The 15,143-nt window shown below is 49.0% G+C and carries 13 protein-coding genes; 2 read left to right on the top strand and 11 right to left on the bottom strand.

Annotated features, from left to right (window positions below; genetic code table 11):
- Positions 1–161: 161 nt before the first annotated feature.
- Both JET16_RS21395 and JET16_RS21390 read right to left on the bottom strand, forming a co-directional pair.
- Positions 162–422 carry a TfoX/Sxy family DNA transformation protein gene (locus tag JET16_RS21395; protein WP_199620222.1) on the bottom strand — a complete coding sequence of 87 codons (261 nt, stop codon included), beginning with the start codon at positions 420–422 and terminating at the stop codon, positions 162–164.
- Positions 423–427: 5 nt separating this feature from the next.
- Entirely contained in the window at positions 428–1,390 is a 963-nt protein-coding gene (locus JET16_RS21390; RefSeq protein WP_199620221.1) for a helix-turn-helix transcriptional regulator, read from the bottom strand.
- 111 nt (positions 1,391–1,501) lie between these two features.
- Here JET16_RS21390 and JET16_RS21385 point away from each other — a divergent pair, with 111 nt between their 5' ends.
- Positions 1,502–1,801, top strand: coding sequence for a hypothetical protein (locus JET16_RS21385; RefSeq protein WP_199620220.1), 300 nt, complete (start codon positions 1,502–1,504; stop codon positions 1,799–1,801).
- A 104-nt stretch (positions 1,802–1,905) separates the two neighbouring features.
- Here the strand turns inward: JET16_RS21385 and JET16_RS21380 are convergent, their stop codons facing one another.
- The 5 genes from JET16_RS21380 to JET16_RS21360 form a co-directional block, all read right to left on the bottom strand.
- Positions 1,906–5,493, bottom strand: a complete 3,588-nt coding sequence (locus tag JET16_RS21380; protein WP_407673173.1) for a glycoside hydrolase — start codon at positions 5,491–5,493, stop codon at positions 1,906–1,908.
- 505 nt (positions 5,494–5,998) lie between these two features.
- Positions 5,999–7,909 carry a beta-propeller domain-containing protein gene (locus JET16_RS21375; RefSeq protein ID WP_199620218.1) on the bottom strand — a complete coding sequence of 637 codons (1,911 nt, stop codon included), beginning with the start codon at positions 7,907–7,909 and terminating at the stop codon, positions 5,999–6,001.
- Between the two features lie 102 nt (positions 7,910–8,011).
- Positions 8,012–9,820 carry a BUD32 family EKC/KEOPS complex subunit gene (locus JET16_RS21370; protein ID WP_325176753.1) on the bottom strand — a complete coding sequence of 603 codons (1,809 nt, stop codon included), beginning with the start codon at positions 9,818–9,820 and terminating at the stop codon, positions 8,012–8,014.
- A gap of 410 nt (positions 9,821–10,230) precedes the next feature.
- Positions 10,231–11,001 (bottom strand): protein phosphatase 2C domain-containing protein, encoded by a 771-nt coding sequence (locus JET16_RS21365; protein WP_199620214.1) that lies wholly within the window; start codon positions 10,999–11,001, stop codon positions 10,231–10,233.
- A gap of 7 nt (positions 11,002–11,008) precedes the next feature.
- The gene (locus JET16_RS21360) at positions 11,009–11,839 is read right to left on the bottom strand and encodes a vWA domain-containing protein (RefSeq protein ID WP_199620213.1); all 831 of its coding nucleotides are present in this window, start codon (positions 11,837–11,839) and stop codon (positions 11,009–11,011) included.
- A 247-nt stretch (positions 11,840–12,086) separates the two neighbouring features.
- Between JET16_RS21360 and JET16_RS21355 the strand changes: the two genes are divergently transcribed.
- Entirely contained in the window at positions 12,087–12,791 is a 705-nt protein-coding gene (locus JET16_RS21355) for a MerR family transcriptional regulator (protein WP_199620212.1), read from the top strand.
- Positions 12,792–12,814: 23 nt separating this feature from the next.
- Here JET16_RS21355 and JET16_RS21350 read toward each other — a convergent pair whose 3' ends face one another.
- The 4 genes from JET16_RS21350 to JET16_RS21335 form a co-directional block, all read right to left on the bottom strand.
- On the bottom strand, positions 12,815–13,618 hold the full coding sequence (locus JET16_RS21350; RefSeq protein ID WP_199620211.1) for a TerC family protein: 804 nt from the start codon (positions 13,616–13,618) through the stop codon (positions 12,815–12,817).
- A gap of 325 nt (positions 13,619–13,943) precedes the next feature.
- Complete coding sequence (locus JET16_RS21345; RefSeq protein ID WP_199620210.1) at positions 13,944–14,333, bottom strand: S-layer homology domain-containing protein; 390 nt, start codon at positions 14,331–14,333, stop codon at positions 13,944–13,946.
- Between the two features lie 5 nt (positions 14,334–14,338).
- A complete protein-coding gene (locus JET16_RS21340; protein ID WP_199620209.1) occupies positions 14,339–14,473 on the bottom strand; it encodes an S-layer homology domain-containing protein in 135 nt (44 codons plus the stop codon).
- A gap of 22 nt (positions 14,474–14,495) precedes the next feature.
- Complete coding sequence (locus tag JET16_RS21335; RefSeq protein ID WP_325176754.1) at positions 14,496–14,948, bottom strand: GDSL-type esterase/lipase family protein; 453 nt, start codon at positions 14,946–14,948, stop codon at positions 14,496–14,498.
- Positions 14,949–15,143 lie beyond the last annotated feature (195 nt).

Here is a 15,143-nt window from a genome sequence, read left to right as displayed (position 1 = left end):
CTATCAGACGGAGCTTGGCGCAATAATGTTTCATTAACAACGGGACAAAAGGAAAAATTGTTTTTGCGGAGAACAATTGAAGAGGCCGGTGCTGCGTAAGGAGTTGATGACATTAGTAACGCTAGGTTCTTTATCAAATCTGTCTTTCGAAATGGGACGTCTCAATCAGACAGGACTTCACGTTTCAATTGATCTTTGATTTCGGGAGCCAATTCCAGCCAGTGGATACTCCAAAGCGCGGCTTCTAAAGCGTATAAAGCAGTAAGATTAACTTGATCCGGATATCTCGATTTCAGCCTTCTGTAGGTTTCAACCGACCCGATCCGGTTAAGGTCGTCGTATCCATGAACTCCGATTTCTTGTAACCAGGACTCCGTTTTCGCTCCTATATTTTTCAGGTTCATCGTTTTTTTCGTCCGCATGAAGATCACTCCTCGTTATAATTCGATATCGTTTCACGAAGTTGATTGAAGATCAGCCTTCGCAGTTCCGCCGGCTCCTCAACTATCGCATCCGTTTGGCAACCGATAAAAAAGGAAGCCGCCCAACTCATATAACCCGGAGAAATCCTTCTGTTTATATACCCGGTTCCGTCTTCCATTACGGTTAATCCGCTCCCAAGCCAATCATCGTTTCGGCATAGGAGAACACCGCGTCGCGTTAATCGAACTCTCAAGTCATATTCCTCTTGCTTTTCCGCCCGTTCCTGCTCTTTGCCGAACCAGTCGGCGATAAGCAGCTTGTCATGATTTTTCTTCCTCGTTTGATCCGGGCTGTCGGCTACGGACTTGATGCGGTCTGCGCGAAACAGGCGGTATTCGCCGGTGTGAAATTCGAATGCAGGGCAGTACCATTTTCCATTCATGGAATAAAGCCCCACCAGTTGAATATCCCTTTCGGTATATCCATTCTCCGATTCGTAAGAGATATGAAGTATATTTTGCTCCATGGCTCCTTCAAGCAAGGAGGATAAATGAGACGCTTTGCATCTCTGGACAGGCACCCAAAACAGCAAACGGCGCTGAAGCCGGTCAATTCGCTCTTTGACGTCTTCCGGCAACACATGATAAAACTTGGCGAGCGCCGACTGCCAATCGGACTCCATGGGCAAGTCACGGTAAAATTTCAGCGATTGGCCGGCAAAAAACAGTGCAACCGCTTCTTGTTCCGAAAACGATATAGGAGGCAGCGTCCGCTCCTTCAGAATCCGGTAACCTCCATGAACGCCAAGTTCCGCATACAGCGGCACTCCAAGAGAGGAAAGTTCGTTTATGTCACGGAGAACGGTCCTTCTGGAGACGCCGAACCGTTCGGACAGCTCTTTTAAAGTGAACTTCTGTCTGGTATTCATCGTAAGCAGCAGTTCGACGAGCCTTTGCGTTTTGTTCATCATCATCACCTTATGATCAGTATAACATGGAAAGGTGACACAAATTGTCCATATTAACCGATATACTGGGCACGTAAGACAATGAATCTATTTCATTAAGGAGATGCATGAATGATGAAGCCATGTCTGGAAGTCGTATCGTACCGGTTAAAGCAGGATGTGAGCGCAGAAACGTTTATGAGATATGTCAACATTTTGCAAGAAGCTCTAAGCGGGAGAACCGGATTTATCAAACGGGAGGTTTTCTTTAATGCGGAGAGCGGCGTTTGGGTAGAGATAGCGGAATGGGAGAGTCATGAAGCTGCTAAACAATGCGAAGCCAAAATCATGCAGGAGCCTTTTATGGCGGAAGCCATGGGACTTATTGATGAAGCCACCATACAAATGCATTTTGTGAAGCAAGTTATTTAAGGGCTCACGTTCCAAGTCGTGATGCTATATTGCCGGAGGATATAAATTCTTTATCTTCGAAAAAGGCACTGATCTCTGAGGTCAGTGCCTTTACGTTTTTACTGCTACTGTTCCACTTTGATCCAACTAATCATCGGCTTGGATCCGCCTGCCTTGATCGCTTTCACGATCAGTTCCCCGTTAGTAACCGCAATTCCTTCGAACGTCTTCGCTTCCCGTTTCGAACCTATCACATAGTCGGTAAGTTTCGTTTCTCCGTTGATGGTCAGGTTCATATTCCGGTCACTCGCCGCCCATGGATCATAAAACCCTACCGTAACCGTATATGTCCCGTTCGGGATTTGGAAGCGGTAAGCAATCCCTTTGCCGTTCAAATTCCCGTCGTATTGGCGAATAGTTTCGTATGCATCGGTTGCATCGGTACGCGCCCAAGTCATTCCGTCATCGGCTTCGTATCCCCATTTGGTCCCTGTAACCGGATCGCTGCCATAAGGCTGCTCTTCCAATGTCTGATACGCTCCCATCGTCTCGCCTTCCTCCAAGCTGTGAGGCGTACCGTCGCCGGCGTCGACATAAAACAGCACTTTGCCGGCATTGCCGACAGGCGTCGCTTCCACCGGCTCCGAAGCCGATTCCTCCCCGCCGCGATTGGCAACAACGATGAATGTGTAGGCAGTATCGTTTGCCAGTCCGGTGACGATCGCAGATCCCGGGTTAGCCGGCACTTCGGTATAATTCGCATCGCCGTCCGCCGATGGCTTATATCGGACAACATAGGATTCCGCATAGTCGACTTCGTTGTACCGCAGCGCAACTTGCCGGTCGCCTTCCTTCGCCTGGTATATTTCCGGCTTGGACAAGGACGAGTATGGCTCGCGTGCAACCTTCAAGTAGGCAAATTGCGCATCCGCCCAGCTGTGAAGACCGATGCGGCCGCCCGTATACGCCGTGTCGGTGACGTCAAACACGCTCTCGCCGTCGATCAATGCCTGGATTCGTTTCCCTTGCAGACGAACCTCCAGTTTGTACAGCTCTCCCAGTTTCGCGGTGAACGGAACCGGATTCGCCAAATTTTGGCCGTCCCGCCGAATTACCAAAACCCCGTTCTCGAAACCGAACATATACCCTTGATTATGGCTGCCACCACGGAAGGCGATGCCCCAATCCGCTCCGAGCGTCGCATGCTTGGCTACGGCCGTAATCGTTCCGTCAATGATTCGCATGTCTCTGACGCCGAGCTCGCCCTGATGGTCTCCGCCGGAAATTTGTTTCAATAAACCGTCTTCAATGGCCCAGGAGCTGACATCCTGTTGATACGGCGACATATCGCCGTTATCGAATCCGTCTTCGAGCCGCACGTCTTCATTGCCCGGCGTTACGAGCGTTTCGGTGACTCCGGTGCCTTCACCGCCTGTTCCGATGGCGCTCACACGAACGGTATACGCGCTTCCATTAGACAACCCTTCAATATTTGCTGAGCTTGTATCGCTTTGCAAATCGGCAACGGTCTTCGAACCGGATATCACTTGAACGCGGTAGCTTGCGGCGCCGGCCACGGGCGTGATCTCCAGATGTGCGCCGTTGTTGCCCGGAACCGCAATCACTTTGCTCGGTGCCGGAATATCGGGCGCCACTTGAAATTCAGCCGAAGGAGGACTGATTTCCTGACCGTCCAACGCTTCGACAACTCCATAATAGGTCGTGCCGTTTGCAAGGCCATCGACTTGGATCGAACCGCTCGGCGTGCCGCCAGTCTGTTCGTTATCGTACTTGCCCGGCTGTGTGCCGTAGCGAACGCGATACGCCGGAACACCCGGCTCTATATCGAAGCTAACCGTGAAGCCGCCGTCGATACCGGTTGCCGTGACACTGGTTGGAGCCAACAGAGCCGGTGTGCCATAATTGCGCTGCGACGGCGGACCGAAGCCATGCTCGTTGCCGGCTCGAATCGTGACGAAATATTTTTGACCGTTCTCCAAACCTTGCAGAACGAAAGAATCGCCGGACATATTCGTCAATTTCCGTTCCCGGATATCGCTTTGCGCTCCGTAGCTGACGATATACTCATATGCACCTTTAGGAGCGCGGAAATCGACCTTCAAACCTTTATGCAGCGGCTTTACGCCGACGATTTCCGGAGCGTCGGGCTTCTTGTTCGCCTTGACCACATCTCCGTTCAACGTCACTACCGAGCGCGCGGGGATAACGGTTTCAAACGTTCCGTCCGATTGAACAGGCGTATCCTGACCTCGGGCAAGATCTTGACCCGCCGAAGTAATATACGGCTTTAGAACGGAAACCGTTTCTTGCATATCGAGCCCGCTCAAGGAAAGCTTGATGCGTTTGTCCGAGCTGCTGTCGTTGACGAACACCGCCGTTACCGTATTTTCCTCGTCATGCTTGTAAGCTGAGCCGAAAAGTCCGCTCCGCGCCTCCTCATCGAGCCCGGTAAGCGCAATGCGGTCGGCGCCGGGCCGGATGAACTTACTGTAGTTGCCGAGCGCCCACAATATTTTCGACGTCAAAATATTTTGCTCGTCGCCCTCTTGATTAAAATCGGTATATATTAAGCCGTCCTTGTAGTCTTCCTTGGAAACCGCGGTCCACCACTGCCATGCCGATGCATTCGCCCGCGCCAAATCGAAATGAATTGTGCGCGCAACATGGAGAGCCGGGTCGATGCCAAGATCGCGGCCCGGTCCGTAAGAGCCGAGAATGCAATATTCTGACATCCAGTATTTCGCGTTCGGATCGTATTTCCTCAGGTTTTCAACCAACAAATCCCTTAGCTTGCCCAGACGGTCGTCGCCCGGCGCACTGTAGTCGGACCAGTAGGAATGCGAAGCGATTTTATTGCCGACGGCTTTCTTGAGCTCCGGGTCACCCAAAAGGTCTTTGATGTATTCTCGGTACTTGCCGAGTCCCAAATTATTGGCGCCGCCCGTGTACCGTTCCTTGTTTGCGAACATTTTGTAATATTCATCATCCAGCAGCGCCGTAATTTCCACCCCGTCCGGAGCGCTGATTTGCGCGGAAAGCCCGTTGGCAAGAAGCTGCCGGTAAAGCTCGACAATGACGCGTTTTATATCGTCGTTATTATAGCGATTTCCTTCTTGTCCGGCTTTGTTCCAGTCCCATGTCGGCTCGTTAATCGGGCTTATGTAATCAAACTCGTAGCCTTCATTGTTAAAATGCTCCAACACATCAATTAAGTAGGCGGCAAATTCGTCCTCGTACCCCTCCTTCAAATTGGTGGAGCCAACCGACGAATCCGGTTGAGCGTGGCCGTTCTTCGTCATCCAGACCGGCGGACTGTTGACAAAGCCAATCAGTGTATCGACGCCGCGATCCTTCGCCGCCTTTAGAAACCACTGCTGCCCCGCCTGTTTGCTCCAATCATACTCCCCGTCCTCTGTCGATTTGAACGCCTCCGCCCGCCGCCATGGATTTGTAATGATCGCCTGGTCCGTCTCGGTCGAGCCCGCACCGATATTAAAGCGCCAGGCCGACAATCCGATCCCCTTCTCACGAGAAAAGAGAAGATCTGCAACACGTGTTTTGTTTTCCTCCGTCCAATACTTTCCCAACTGCTCCATTGACCACGCATCGGATGCGCCGAAATTGTCGATCTTCTGATACTTGGCCGATGCATCGATCGATATAACGGCATCGGCCTGCACGTTCTCTTCCATCGCCGGACCGGCGGCCAAGCTGCCGCCCGCCACACTAAAACCAAGACAACATGTGAGAATCGGGGCAGTAATTTTTGTCAAAAGTTTACCTCGCATAAACCTGACTCCTTTCGGGATGATTTAATCAGGTGCCGGATCTGTTCGCGGTTCTTCCTGTGTTTCTCACTTCCTCACGCTTCCGCCGCAATGGCCACCCCCTTCATTCCGTATGCCTATGGGCACCGTTATGAAACCCGTTTCATAAAGTTGAAAAATGGTGCGTGCAAAGCCGGCAAATCCGTAAGCAAACTGACAACATTAGTGAAACCGGTTTCATAAAACATCCAGGCAAGCCTTTTGAAAGGGATTTCACGCATATTGTATCGGTGCCGGAGCCGTCCGTCAATACGAAGATTGAACTAGCCGTCCCGAATCCCGGCAATGCAAACGGCGAGCCGATGCAATAACAGGCGTTCAAATAAAGAAACCGGAATTTCCCCTGGACGCGGGAAATTCCGGTTTACTGTCAGTCAGGCAGTGAAATATCTCCTATCTTATTGAACCGCTTCATGTCGTGCGCTTGGATCATCGACTGGGACACCGTGTACAAGTTGTCGCCGATATACAGAATACGTTCCACCGACTTCCGTGCATCGGGCCGGTAACCGGATTTGAGCATATCTTCATCGGATAAGTGAGAGATTCTGCTCTTCAATGTAAATCCACGTTCGGGATCAAGAGCAAATACATAAGCCCCTTGGAATGAGAATTGCCCGTGCGCGGTGCCGTCCGCTTTATCCGCCCCTTCCGGAAGCTCCATCAACGTAACGGGGAACGCGATCACATTTTTCTCCTTCGAGAACAGCAGCGCCTTATGATTGCGCAGAAGCTCCGAATCCGTACCGCGGTCTCCGATGATCTCCACAAACTTCTCTTTCGGATTGTTGACGTCCGTAATGTCGAATAGCGCCATTTTCATCCCTTGGTAATAAGCAAAATCGCCTTCCTTCGCTTCTACGGCGTCTTTGCCGAAGCCGATAATATGATTTTCATCATACGGATGGAGGTAATCGCTGTAGCCCGGAATTTTCAATTTGCCCAATATCTTCGGTTTTTTCGGATCCTTCAGATCGAACACGAACAGCGGATCCACCTTCTTGAACGTCACCATGTAACCGCGATCGCTCATAAATCGCACGGAATAAATGCTTTCCCCCGGCGCTATGCCGCGAATTTCTCCGACCGTTCTCAGGCCTTCGTCCAAAATAAACAAATGGTTTTCGGATTGATTCGCCCCGTTCCCCCGGAACCCGTTCGTTGTCGTCGCTACACGAAGGTAGCCGTTGTGCTCATCCATCGAGAATTGATTCAGCAGCCTGCCGTCGACTTCGCCTTCGCCGGCGTATGCGGCGGTTCCTTGATTCAATGTAAATTTGAAGATCGAAGTATGCTGCACCGGGCCGCCGATAATAAGTTTGCCTTCCGGTTTATTTTCACGACTGGTTTCATAACGCGGCGTACTTACGTACAAGTTTTCTTTGGAGGCGTATATGTCGCTGCCTCCGCCCAAATAGGCCGACACAGACAGCTGCTTTGAAGGATCCGACACGTCCAATCCGGCCACAACCAAATAGTTCGGCTCCTGAATATGCGGGAAATAGCTGATTCGGTCCCATGGGATCACTTTCTTGCCTACCGGCGCCGCACTGTCGCGGTAAGACGGCAAATAGAACTCTTTCGGCGTTTTGCGGTTCGTTTCAAGCGTATGGTAGCCATGTATAAAATGGTTGGAAACCACATAGAGCGCATTATCAATTTTTCTCGACGAGAGGTACGCGCCTTTCACTTCGGCATCGCGCAGCAGCTTCATGTTATTCCGGTCGTTCAACTCGTATACTTGTATTTTCGTAATTTGGTAGTTCGTTCCGGGATAACGGAAGTCCGCGATGATTGTCAGCGTTTTCTCGTCTACGAAAAATTCCCGGGGATACATATTTTGAGCGCCGAAATCCTTCGTCCAGACGACTTTCATGTCCTCGGGCGGATTCACCTTCGTCACGATGAGCTTATCATGCTGCAGCTGGTATATGTACGTTCCGTCCGTCTTGATCACGTCCGCTTCATCCACACCCGCCACTTGAATGTTAGTACCGGATTGGTCGACTACCGCCATTTCAGCTTTCTCTTTGGATACGGCCACCGATACCGACATGTCCGCGGCATAGAGGTAACGTCCTTGCGGGCGCGCGTTCTTCATCAAAGATACGAACCGCTCAAAGCTGCCCACCTTCGGGAGCGACGCTTTAGGTGAACCCGAAGAGGCGCCTTGGACTGCCGCTTCCGCCGTTGTTTCCAACTGGCCTGGCGAGCCTTTCCAAACAAAAGCTCCCGCAACCGCCGCCAACAACAAAATGATAACCGTCGATTTCCTTTTCACACGAAAACTCCGCCTTTCTTCCATTTACCTCTCAGACGGAGCTTCTTGCATAAATGTTTCATTCTTCCAATGTAAAATCCCCGGGAGCGAGTTAAGGAAAACTCAATTGAACAGGAATATTCTCCTTAAGAATCTTAAGAAATGAACGTCCTTAAAAGAATCCAATCGCTTGCTCAGATAGTTAAGCTCCCATTGTTTCTCTGCAAGGTTCTTATTTTTTTCGGCTATTTCCTTATCGAATCGATTGCGTTCATTGTTCAGATTTGTTCTGGCGGTATCCTCTTCCCTCTTTAACAGCTCGCGTTCGGGAGTATATGTTTGCGTAATGTTATTTATCTTGTGCTGTGCCCCGGTTTTATAAGTTTGTTCCAAGTCATTTAATATTGATTTCCTGTCACTGTACTTTGATTTTACTGCAGCCATTTCACTATGAGGAATGGATTGTGGCATGCCGGCACTATATTTGCGCTCTATCTTTTTCTTCCACTCTGCCAGAGCTTTCGCTTGGGACGGACTCATTCCCGCATGAGCGGATCCCCCGTTTTTTAATATCAAATACGCCTTCTCAATTTTTTTGCGGCCATAGGACTGTACTATATTAATGTCCAAAAAATCAGCCGGCGTACGAATTCCGATCGATCTTAAACGCCGTTTGATTTCATCGTCGATACCCTGTATTTTTTCTTTACTGATCCTATGCTTCTTTAGTTGATCTTCCAGCCAAGTTTTTTGAAAAGAAGCCAACGCGTGGGCAAGCTCCGTTTGTTCCTCATGATCTATGGTTTGTCTTTCCCGCACGATTTTGCTTACATCACTCTTCAGTTCCTTCTCCACTTCGTCCGTTTCATTCTTTTCTTGTGCCGATACATCCCTCTGCCTCCGCAATATATCGTTTATTTTGTCTTCCTCCGTTTGTTTGAACTTTTGCTTTATATCGTTGATTTTGTTCAATTCGCTTGTCAGATCGGAAACCGCATGTTGAAGTTCCTTTATTTTTTCAGACGTGGCTCTCTTTTCCTTGACAGCGGGAAGGTTCATAAAGCGCCGGCTTAAGAAGGCCGTCTCAACGCCTAATCCCAAAGCAGTGCATGATACAACAGCTGCAACCGGGGCATTTCCGTACATAACGGTTGCAGCCGCTATCGAGGCGGTTAATACCAGCAATGAAACGGTTCTTTCGAAAACGAACCCATATGCCGATAGAGGGTTACATGGTGTTGCTTCCTTAGCGAGATGATCCAGTACCCACGACGAGCCGGCAGGATACGATGTTTCGGGTTCCGATTGAACGGCGGGCAACCGCATCTTAGTAGCGAGCCAATCCGAAAAGGCTGTTATATAAGCAATTAATCTCGTTGGGGCGGCGGCAGCTATAGAGACAACGGCAATGGCGGCCGGCGGAGACACGTTATCAGCCGGCGATTCGGGATCGGGGGGCAGAGGAACCGCCGGCACTTCCAGTGACGTAACATCACGAAAAGAGGATGCCAGGGAACGCAACGTTCCGTCATCAACTTGCTCCAATAACTTAAAAGCGCGAGATTCGCCTGGAGACACAAAGTCTTTCTGCCGAAAGAGCAAACTTTCTTCAGCTTCTCCCGCGCCAAGCGAATCCCATAATGAGGCATCCGCACAAACGGCAATAATTGAAATCAAAATGACCCATACCGAAAAATTATCGATGTAAAGCCCGAAATGCTCTTTGTTTCTTCCGGGATGTTGATAATTTCTATGGCCGAGCTCATTGCTTTGCATACCGTTTAAACCAGGAACATACATGCCGTCATAATCGATCAGAATCATTTCATCACTGTGAATCAATATATTGCCATGCTGCAGGTCGCCATGCGCAATGTTTGCCGTCTGCAGCTCAGTGACCATTGTAAAGCATTTTTTTGCCAGACTTTTCAAAATCTCATCATTATGCAAATTTCTTCGGATGTAATGAAGCAGCGATTCCCCCTCAACCCACTGCATTTTTACGATAGGAAACCAATTGCCGTTTATTTTTATGCCTTCGGAGAGGTACTCGAAAGGGACGAAATAAGGGAGATTAACGGAGTTTAAGTGCAAGCTTATGGCATCGTAGCGAAGTTTTTGATCCTTCACGTTATTGGTAAAGCACCTGACCGCCCAGTCCGTCTCTCCGCACTTTATTTTGTAGACACTGGCGAAGCCGCCCGAAATGGGACGAGGCAGCCCAAGCTTATCCAATTCAGGGAGTCCGGCTTGAAGCTCCGGGTCTTGGAAGCACATTTGCGGATTTTGTATCGCTTCCCTATAATCCTGTGGAGTGGGCCAAAACATCGCCTCACATCCCTCTACAAAAAATTTATGCGAATTAACGTAACGTCATCATTTCTAAGATAAAAGCTGCCGTTGCGCCAAATTGACCGCCTTTCCGCATGCACTAAATTTGTGAAATCATGTTCACCGGCTAACCCGTGTATTTTCTTCACTACGCTCGTGTCTTCCTCGTAACGTGTCAACATCCAGCATGCCAGAGCATCGGTCATTAACAAAAAGGAGTCTCCCGTTTGGGCGGTGCCGGTCCATCTTTTAACGAACGCTTTAAGATCCATGTTATTTGCTGCATTAGTCGATATGAGCACCGGCCTATTATGAAAATCATCCGTGGAACCCACAGGAAAAGAGGCGATAATTTTATCACCCCGAATATGAAATATACAGCTGTCACCGACCGCTATTGCATCAAACTCCGCGAAAAAGCCATCCTCCCCCGTTAAACGAAAAGTGATTCCGGCTAATGTAGAAAATGCCCCGCTGTTAAGCTTCTCTTGAGCGTACCAAGGAAGATCCTTGGCATGTATTGTTCTGCTCCAAACCTTCGACAATTTGGAAATGGATTTATGGATGTGTTTACCGTCAAATTTGCCGCCGCAATAAGCGTTTGCAAGCAGACCCGCCCATATGCCGGCAAACGATGATTCGCTGGCGCCGTCAGCTATGGCGAATCTAAAGCGCCCCGGATCATCATTCGCAAAAATGTCGCAGTTGAAGGCATCTTCATACTCATCTATGCGGTTGCCCGCCTTTTGCAATGAAAAACATGCGCTTTCTATTTGCACCATAGCACCGCTACCTAAGATTGGCGGGACGCGTTCCGATGTCGAGCGCCTGGATCACAAGGGTTAAATCGGCATTTAATACAAATCCCCTTGCTCCATCCGAAAGATTCAATTGATATTCCTGATTGGCCACCCAAATCATAAATGGTGTCAAAATACTTGAGTTGTCGTATAGCATTCTCGAATATTTGTCAGGCAGCTCATCCGACGTTTCCGGAAAACGAAGCTCAACCGCATTCGGATTCCCGGATATATGCAGGTTGAACAGCAATACATTTCCATCGTCGGTAGAGAGATCTCTGATTTGTTCCATTGCGGCAGTAGGATCACCGTCGTTTGATTCTCCGTCCGTAATATGAATGACCACCGGCGGAAAACATTGAGGGTATTCGCCGATCCATTGGCTCAAAATGGTATGGGCGGTATTCATCGCTTTGCACATCGGAGTCCCGCCGTTCGCGACAGGATCAAACCAGACAGGAAACTTTACAATTTGATCCACAAGCCCGCCTGCCCCGTCCGGAATTTTCTTCGCTCGTTTTTCCAGTCTAGTGGGATGATCCGCTATTTCACTGATCGGTACCAATTCCTTTCCGGCTAATGCACCGCCGAACGCCGGCCCGACGGTGGCGCCATAGCCGATCACGCCAACGTGATAGTAGTCGCGTATACCTTCCGACTTCGCACACTTAATAATAAGATTTTGCAATAAACGATTTATCGCATCCGAAACGCTTCCGGCTTTCGAGCCGGCCCCGAACGGGTCGGACATCGATCCGGACTGGTCGATAATAAACAGAAAACAAGACGGATTCGAACGGCTGATTTCAGCTGAGTACATCGACTTCCCCCCTCAAAATTGTACATATTTCCATCCTATTCGGGCGGGAACGAAGATTTGTGCTTTTGCGGAAAAAAGATTGGGTTGGTCTTTTTACAGCGGCAGTTTTTTAGTTGGGATGCTTCCTTGAAAAATATCCCCCATGTATAAAATACATCGTACTGAGCAATATATATAACAAATGGTTTCACATAGTTTTAAATGATTTCATATAATGAACAACTGAGTATAATGGAGGTATGGGGTGATGAAAATGCCATTAACATATTACGAAAGGACCGAATTTACTGAACACGCGGATGAGATTGTAGAACGAATAATCAACGACGAAAAATACAGCATGCTTTTATTTAAGGTTTTGGCTTTAAATATTAGAAATATTGATACCATTGCATATGATTGGGACGAAACCATTTTTGAAGACCGATCGTTATTCCGAAGCAAATTAATCGAATTGCTGCAACATGCGGCAAACGAAGCGTTTGCTTTAAGCAAACAGGCAGCAGCAACCGCAATCATAGAAAGGCCTCGCCCTACAGTTGAACTAAGGGGATATACTTCCAGAGACTTAGCCAAATTCTTCGGGGTATCACAAACAACTATTAACAAGTGGGTAAAACAGGGGAGATTTGAAGGTGTTTCTCGTACTTATGAGGGGGAAAACTTATATTTTTCACCAGCTACTTGGTTCACTTCACCGAACGGAAAGAAGTATCGCATTAGCGACATTGTAGCACAGTATGAAGAGAAACATGCCGCTGATAATTCAAACTCCAAAAACGAGCTCGCTATTGCAGAGGAGCAAATTGCTTACTATACAAATAAATATAAAGGTAAATATGAAGACACACTCGGGGCAAAACAAGATCAGTGGACGCCACAAGAGGAGATGGACGCCCACACATGGAAATTCTATTTGAAGAAATTAAATGTCCCTAGGGATTCCCGCTAGCCAATTACAAAATGATCGGGTACTTAGCCTTCGATGGCTTTTCGCTCGCAAGTATCTTTTAATTTGCCGGTTTTTTCTTTAGAAAGAAACCAGCCGCCGAGCGTGACCAAAATCAAGACCGCGTAGAACGAGATTTTCCACACAGGATTCTTTGCAAAGCCTTCCGGCAAGACGGACAGCGCCGGGTGGGAAAGCGTGTATACTGACAATTTGACGCCAACCCAACCCACGATGAGAAAGGCCGCGATCTCCAAACCGGGTCTCTGCTGCAGCAGTTTAACGAAGAAGGACGCGGCAAAGCGCATGATGATAAGGCCTATGAAGCCTCCTGCAAAGATTACTAGAAAATGACCGCCATCCATCCCGCCGATTTGCGGCAAAGCAGTGTTGGGCAATGCTACCGCCAAAGCGACAGCCGCCAATATGGAATCTACGGCAAATGCGATATCCGCTAATTCGACTTTCAGGACCGTCATCCAGAAGCCCGCTCCGTTCTTATTTGCGGCCGCCTCCGGCGTCACCCTTGATTCGGTCTTCTTGACGATCGCCTTGCGGAACAAGTGGTTTAACGCGATAAATATCAAATAGACGGCTCCGATCGCTTGAACCTGCCACACATCGACAAGAAACGAGATCGCGAATAAAGAAGCGAAGCGGAATACGAATGCGCCGGTCAATCCGTAAAACAGAGCTTTTTTTCGTTCCCGGTCCGGCAAATGTTTCACCATAATCGCCAGCACCAACGCATTGTCCGCCGCCAAAAGTCCTTCCAAAGCGACAAGAACCAACAGCACCCAACCATACTCAAGCAAAATAGAAAAATCCATAAGTATCGCCCTCTCCTCTTACTTATTCTCCTCATATGCCCGCTCCGCCGAAGCAACGAAAAAAGCCTCTGCCGTTCCCGGCAAAGGCTGATGATAGCACTAAAAAAGACCTCTGCCGGGTTTGGCAAAGGTCTCGCTAACAACGCTTGATTACGTTACGTTGCAACAAAGCCGGAGGCGTCGCGGCCACGAAATGACGACTTTGTTGAAGTAGCTACTCCCCTTCGGGGCGTATGAAGTTATTTATAATATAGCGGGATTGAAGCGGTGATGTCAAGAGTTTAATGGCAGCTAGTTTGATGGCAGCTAGTTTGATGGCAGCTATTCAACGCATCTGCGCAATTCGAAGCATCAGCACCGCCGCTTCGGCGCGGGTCGCCGGTTCGAGCGGAGCGAAACGATCGCCGCCGCGTCCCCGGATAAGTCCCTGTTCCGATAATTCGGCAACGGCTGCCGATGCCCATGCCGGAATATCGCTTGCATCGGAATAAAGTGCTCGGGCATGTTGGTTGTCGTTATTCTTATCGATCGCCCGTAAGATCATCACCGCCATTTCCGCACGGTTGATGAATTGGTCCGCTTGGAAAGTATTGTCCTCGTAGCCGTTAACGATACGATTCTGCACGGCAATCGAAATATCTTTTTCCGCCCATCTTGGCAGACCGTCGGCAAACGACGATACCGGCAGGCTGCCGGTTTGCTCATTGAGGTTCATGGCTCTTACAGCAGACTGGCAAATTCAGCTCGCGTTATCGGCTGATTCGGCCTGAATGTGCCGTCCGGGTAGCCTTGAACCATCAACATCTTTAAAGTTGCAAAAAACAGCGACATGAGCTGCTTTATACGGCAGTTCATGTCGCGCTTTTCTTACGGAAACCTAAAAGCTTATCAAATAGTCGAAACCGTCCATACCTTGTCTTTGCAAATCCTGCACCACTAGCTTGGCAAGGACCGTGGCGCCTTTGCGGTTAAAGTGCAGCCAATCGCCGGTCTTATAAAGAAGCTCCGTCTCTGCCGGCCCTATGGAAGTAAAGTACGCTGAGCTTAGAACATTAAGATCCACAAGTCCGACATTTTGTTCTTGCGACAAAGCAATAGTTGCGTGCCTATAGAAATCATCTTCGGCATAGTGCACCAGGTTCACCCCATCCGTAGTCCAGCTTATGGCGCGTCCTTGCGGGGTCACTAAGACAACTGTAGCCCCTTTCGCTTTCACCGCCTCGACGATTTGCCGCATATATATTTTGAATTGACCTTCAGAATACGCTTTCTCATCATTGATCCCCATTTCAAACAGGAAATAATCGCCCTTTTTAACAACCTTCGTCAGAAATCCCCTTCCTCAACGAAGTAGGTGGGGGATGAATGACGATTTTCCCGAACATTTCCGCAGGTGATGGGCTGGGGAAACAGCAGCTTCTTTATGAGCCAGTTGGAATTTAGCTGACAATCCCTTCCGAAACGAACGTATGTGTGGTATTATGAATAATACGAACAAACGTTCCTTCGGAGGGGGTAAGCCGTT

Source organism: Paenibacillus alkalitolerans, assembly GCF_016482785.1.
Lineage (GTDB): Bacteria > Bacillota > Bacilli > Paenibacillales > YIM-B00363 > Paenibacillus_AE > Paenibacillus_AE alkalitolerans.
This window is presented reverse-complemented; position numbering and strand designations above follow the sequence as displayed.